Annotated in this window: 5 protein-coding genes; all 5 read right to left on the bottom strand. The window is 69.2% G+C overall.

Translation table 11 applies throughout. The features are described from left to right. The coding region (locus ABD339_RS33280) for a 1-deoxy-D-xylulose-5-phosphate synthase N-terminal domain-containing protein (RefSeq protein ID WP_344570911.1) at positions 1-244 on the bottom strand (244 nt) is incomplete at its 3' end. Between the two features lie 347 nt (positions 245-591). Beyond that, on the bottom strand, positions 592-2,040 hold the full coding sequence (locus ABD339_RS33275; protein WP_344570910.1) for a sugar ABC transporter permease: 1,449 nt from the start codon (positions 2,038-2,040) through the stop codon (positions 592-594). Continuing rightward, entirely contained in the window at positions 2,037-2,825 is a 789-nt protein-coding gene (locus tag ABD339_RS33270; protein ID WP_344570909.1) for an ATP-binding cassette domain-containing protein, read from the bottom strand. Before ABD339_RS33270 ends, ABD339_RS33275 begins: the two co-directional genes overlap by 4 nt. Before the next feature lie 189 nt (positions 2,826-3,014). Continuing rightward, positions 3,015-4,130 (bottom strand): substrate-binding domain-containing protein, encoded by a 1,116-nt coding sequence (locus ABD339_RS33265; protein ID WP_344570908.1) that lies wholly within the window; start codon positions 4,128-4,130, stop codon positions 3,015-3,017. Between the two features lie 173 nt (positions 4,131-4,303). Then, on the bottom strand, positions 4,304-5,488 hold the full coding sequence (locus tag ABD339_RS33260; protein ID WP_344570912.1) for an ROK family transcriptional regulator: 1,185 nt from the start codon (positions 5,486-5,488) through the stop codon (positions 4,304-4,306). Between the last annotated feature and the right edge of the window lie 172 nt (positions 5,489-5,660).

The raw sequence follows: 5,660 nt of genomic DNA, 5'->3' as shown, positions 1-5,660 counted from the left end.
TGAGCAGCTTGTGGACATAGGACTGGTGCCCGGTGTCCCACAGGATGCGGTCGGCCGGCGACTCGAAGACCCGGTGCAGGGCGATGGTCAGCTCCACCACCCCCAGGTTCGGGCCCAGGTGGCCGCCGGTCTTGGCGACCGCGTCCACGAGGAAGGTGCGGATCTCCGCCGCCAGCGTCTCCAGCTGCTCCGGGCTGAGCCGGTCCAGGTCGCGGGGTCCCCTGATGCGGGTCAGCAACGCCACCCGTACCTCCTTGCTTCGAGCGTGATCGGCTCGGGGTGACCGAGTCGGGGGTGATCGAGCATGATCGAGCCGTTGTGATCGGGCAGTGCCGATCCCGTAGAGTCTAATGTTCCGCTCGCGCGCCGAATCATCGGCTAGTGCTATCCCAGTCACACGAATGGCCCCGACGGCGGCCCGCTGGTACGTGTGAGAGGCACGCGAGCGGATATTCCCCCTCACGCGCCTCTCACACCCCGGCCACCCCAGTCACCCCGGGTGACGCCAATCTCACATCCGGCCCGTACGGGGCCCGAGGCCCGTACGCGGCCCGAGGCGGAGCCCGCACGTCGCCCCGCGTCCGGCGCCGGTCAGGCGCGGCCCGCTGTCTTCTGCGTTCGGCGGGATACCGAGTCGATCACGACGGCTGCCAGCAGCACCGCGCCGGTGATCATGTCCCGGACCGCCGAGCCGGTGCCCAGCAGGGCCATGCCGGAGTTGATGGACTGGATGACGAGCGCGCCCAGCAGCGCCGACCAGGTCTTGCCCCGCCCGCCGAAGAGGCTGGTACCGCCGATGACGGCGGCGGCGATGCAGTTCATCAGGAGGCTGCCGGCTCCGGAGGACTGGTTGGCCGCGTTGATCTGCGAGGCGAAGAACATGCCGCCGACCGCCGCCATGGTGCCGGCGATGGCGTAGACGGTGATGCGCACCATCGGCACGCTGATGCCGGCCCGCGCCGCCGCCTCGCCGCTGCCTCCGACCGCGAAGACCTTGCGGCCGTAGCTGGTGCGGCGCAGCACGAAGTCGCCGATCACCACGACGCCGATGAAGATCACCACGGCGAGCGGCAGGCCCTTGTAGGAGTTGAAGACGAACGCCGCCGCGTAGGCGGGGACGGCGAGCACCACCGTGCGCAGCACGATCTCGCTCAGCGGCCTGCTGGGCACCCCGACCGCCTTGCGCCGGCGGGCGTCCAGCAGGGACAGGCCCAGGAAGGCCAGCACGCAGACGGTGGCCAGGCCCATCGCGGCGGCCTTGTCGGCGAAGTAGTGGTTGGTGAGTTGCGCCACCACACCGTCGTCGTCGAGGTTGATGGTGCCGCTGGGGCCCAGGATCTGAAGCATCAGCCCGTTCCAGCCCAGCAGGCCGGCCAGGGTGACCACGAAGGCGGGTACGCCGATCTTCGCGAAGAAGAAGCCGTGCACGGCGCCCGCCGCCATCCCGGTGAGGATGGCGAGGATCAGCGCGAGGCTCTCGTTCATGCCGTGGTTGATGTTGAGGACGGCCAGCACGGCGGCGGACATGCCGCTGACGGATCCCACGGACAGGTCGATCTCGCCGAGGATCAGCACGAACACGATGCCGACGGCGATGAGCCCGGTCCCGGCGCTCTGGATGAACAGGTCGCTGAGGTTGTTGGCGCTCAGGAACGCCGAGTCCTGGAGCTGGAAGACGATCGCGATGACGATCAGTCCGACGATGACGGGTATGGAGCCCAGTTCGCCGGTGCGCAGCCTGCGCAGCAGGTCGTTCGCGTAGCCCTTGAAGCCCTCCTGGCGCACCAGCAGGCGGGGGTCCACGGCGGTGACGGCACCGGGCGCCGCGCCCTGATTGCCACTGGCGACGGCGCCGGCCCCGGCGCTCCCGGCGGACTTCGCGCTCCCGGCGGGCTTCTTGTCGGTGCTGACGGGCTTGTTCTCGGCCTTGTCGGCCTTGTCCGTCGTCTTGCCGGTGGCCTTGCCGGCCGTGCCGGCGGAGGGGCTCTCGTCGGGGGTCTGGGCGTCCTCGGTGCCGTCGGCGGGGGTCCCGGTGGTCACTTCTCCACCTCCGTGATGCGGGCCGCGCGGCGGGTGACGACGTTGTCGGTGGCGCCGGTGATGGCCGAGACGATGTCTTCCTGGGTGGACTCGCTCACCTTGAACGTGCCGTTGTTGCGGCCGAGGCGGAGCACCGCGACCCGGTCGCTGACGGTCCTGACCTCGGCCATGTTGTGGCTGATGAGGATCACGCCGAGGTCCCGCTCACGCAGCCGCTCCACCAGGTCGAGGACCTGTGCCGTCTGCTCGACGCCGAGTGCCGCGGTGGGCTCGTCGAGGATGACCACGCGGGGCTCGCCCAGCAGGGAGCGGGCGATGGCGACGGTCTGCCGCTGTCCTCCGGACAGGGAGGCGACCGGGATGCGGACGCTGGGGATGCGGATGGAGAGCGTGGAGAGCAGTTCGCGGGCGCGGCGTTCCATCTCGATCTCGTCGAGGACGCCGCGTGACTTGATCTCGTTGCCGAGGAACAGGTTGCCGACGACGTCGAGGTTGTCGCACAGCGCGAGGTCCTGGTAGACGGTCGCGATGCCCAGTTCCTGGGCGTCGTGCGGCCGGTCGATACGGACGGGCCTGCCGTCCCATTCGATGGTGCCCTCATCGGCTGGGCCGACGCCGGCTATGGACTTGACCAGGGTGGACTTCCCTGCGCCGTTGTCGCCGACGAGCGCGACGACCTCACCGGGGTGGATCTCCAACTCGACATCCGTCAGCGCCTGTACGGCACCGAACCGCTTGGAGATCCCGCGCAACGCCAGCACGGGCGTAGCGGACACGTGAATCATCTCCTTCGCCGCCTGACCGATGCGCCCGGCGGAGGGGGGGTGAGCATGAGCGTGCCGGCGCCCCCGCCGCGGCGGGGTGGAAAGGCGGGGGCGCCGGAGAGGGGACCGGAGGCCGGGCGGGCCCTGCGCGGGCCGTCGCGTCCGGGCGTCCGGTGGGGCCGGTGCCCGTGGAGGCCACCGGCGGCGGGGCTACTTGATGGACGCCTTCTCGCAGGCGTCCTTGAACTTGGCGGTGCAGATCTCCTTGGCCGTGAAGAAGCCCGACTTGCCGACGTACTTCTTGATGTCGTCCTTGACCAGCGGCAGCGGCGTGACGATCTTCGTCGGGACGGCCTTCTCGGACTCGCTGTCGGTCTTGGAGGTGGCGATGCTGTCGAGCTTCTCGCCGCGCGCCAGGGCGACGGCGAATTCGGCCGCCGCGGAGGTCTCGGGCACGTACGGCTTGTAGACGCTCATGAACTGCTCGCCCGTCAGGATGCGCTGGACGGCGTTGAGTTCGGCGTCCTGGCCGGTGACGGGGGGCATCTCGTCCTTGCTGAAGCCGGCTCCTCTGAGGGCCGTGATGATGCCGCCGGCCATGCCGTCGTTGGCGGAGTAGACGCCGACGATCTTGTCCTTGCCGAGGGAGGAGATCGCGCCCTTCATGTTCTCGTTGGCGTTCTCCGGCTTCCACTCCTTGGTGTCGTACTCCTTGCCGACCTTCACCTTGCCGTCGAGGACGGAGTGCGCGCCGTCCTTGTACATCTTGGCGTTGGGGTCGGTCACGGAGCCGTTCATCATGACGATCTTGCCCTTGTCGGCCTTGTCGCCCATCTCCTTGAGGAGGGAGGTGGCCTGGATCTTGCCGACCCGGGGGTTGTCGACCGAGGTGTATGCCTTGATCGGACCCTCGGCGAGGCGGTCGTAGGCGACGACGGGTATGTCGCGGTCGTCCGCCTTCTTGACCGAGCTGGAGATGGACTTGGCGTCCACGGCGTCGATGATCAGCGCGTCCACCTTCTTGGTGATCATCGTGTCGACCTGCTGCTGCTGGAGGTTGGCGTCCTGCTTGGCGTTGGAGTAGAGGATCGTGGTGTCCTTGCCCGCCAACTCCTTGATCTTCTTCTCCAGCAGCGGCTTGTCGAAGCGCTCGTAGCGCGCCGTCTGGTTCTCGGGCAGCAGCAGGCCGATGGTCAGCGGCCCCTTCTTGTCCTTCTCGCTGTCTCCCTTGTCACCGGCTTCGTCAGCGCTGCCGCAGGCGGCCGTGACGAGGGCGAGCGAGAGCGTGACGGTACCGAACACGACGCCGCGCAGTGCTGCGTGCATGGGCTACCTCCCTGACGGGGCCGCGCCGTCGCGACCGAGGTAGCCGGAAGTCAACTCGCAAGGCTTCCATCGGTCAATAAGTAAATCCTTAACGAGATGGCAACGATGCCATTCGTTACGGCAATGAACACAGCAAGGCATGACATGACGCCGTAACCGCGGCTCCGGCAGGGTCAGACGGCGGCAGCCGTCGCGTCCAGCAAGCTGGCGTCGCCCATCTCGCTGAGCACCAGTGCGAGCGCGCCCAACACCTCGGCGCGGCTGTCCAGTTCGCCGGGGAGGACCTTGAGCTGGCGGGCCGCGCTGGGGATGGCGTAGCGCGCCACCGAGTCCCTGATGGGGTCCAGCACCAGGTCACCGGCCTCGGCCAGATCACCGCCGAGCACGACGCGGGAGGGGTTGAGCAGATTGCACAGGCTGGCGACGCCGCTGCCGATGTGCCGGCCGATGTCGGCGACCACGCGGCGGCAGCCCGGATCGCCCTCGGCCGCCAGCCGTACCACCCGGGCCATGGTCAAGTCCGTGCCGTGGCTGGAGTGCAGCAGCGGGAGCACATAGCGGGCCGCCGTGAACGTCTCCAGGCAGCCGCGGTTTCCGCAGCGGCAGACCGGGCCCGACTCGTCCAGGGTGATGTGGCCGATCTCCCCTGCCGTGCCACCGGGACCCCGGTAGATCTGGCCGTTGATCACCAGTCCGGCGCCGACGCCGCTGGCGACCTTGATGTAGGCGAGGTCCTCGGCGCCGTGACCCGCGCCCCAGACCTGCTCGCCGAGGGCGCCGAGGTTGGCGTCGTTGTCCACGTAGACGGGCACGCCGGTCCTGGCCGCCAGCTCGTCGCGGGGGTTGGTGCCCGCCCAGCCCGGCAGGATCGCGGTGGAGCCGAGCACCCCGGTACCGATGTCGATGGGCCCTGGTACGCCCAGGCCGATGCCGATGACCTTGGCCGGGCTGATGCCGCTCTCGCTGACCAGCCGGTGGACCAGGCGCTCGGCCCGGTCGAAGCCCTGGTCGGCGGAGGCGTCCACGTCGATGGGCTCGGCGTCCTCGGCCAGCACCTTGTGGGCCAGGTTCCCGACGGCGACCCGCAGGTGGGAGTGGCCGAAATCGACGCCGACGACGATGCCGGCGTCCGAGCTGAGCGAGACGGCGCGGGCCCGGCGCCCGCCGGATGAGGTGGGCGTGACCTCGACGGTTCCGCCGTCCTTCAACTCCCGCACGATGTTGGAGACGGTCGCGGCCGACAGCCCCGTCGTCCTGGCGATCTCCGCCTGGGTGAGCGAGCCGGCCATCCGTACGGCGCGCACGACCCGTTCGAGGTTCGCCCGGTGCAGCGAGGACTGCGATCCCGGAGTCTCCACCACTGTTCACTCCCCGTTTGTCTCCAACATCTGAACTCTAAGCAGAGCCCCAGCGGTTCCCTCCGTCAAGTCCTTGAGCACAGCTGGACGGGGTGAGCGCTATGTGGGTCGCATTCTACGGAGGTGAGCAGGCAGGAGCGGCGGGTCCCCGGCCTGGGCCGGGGACCCGCCG

This window comes from Streptomyces axinellae, assembly GCF_039532135.1.
In the GTDB taxonomy this organism is placed as follows: Bacteria; Actinomycetota; Actinomycetes; order Streptomycetales; family Streptomycetaceae; genus Streptomyces; species Streptomyces axinellae.
The sequence above is the reverse complement of the archived record's forward strand: the minus strand, read 5'-3'. Positions and strand labels throughout refer to the sequence as shown.

Excerpts from the sequence above, each read along its gene's own strand:
- ABD339_RS33265 (WP_344570908.1), bottom strand. The coding sequence starts at position 4,130 with ATGCACGCAGCACTGCGCGGCGTCGTGTTCGGTACCGTCACGCTCTCG.
- ABD339_RS33270 (WP_344570909.1), bottom strand. The coding sequence starts at position 2,825 with ATGATTCACGTGTCCGCTACGCCCGTGCTGGCGTTGCGCGGGATCTCC.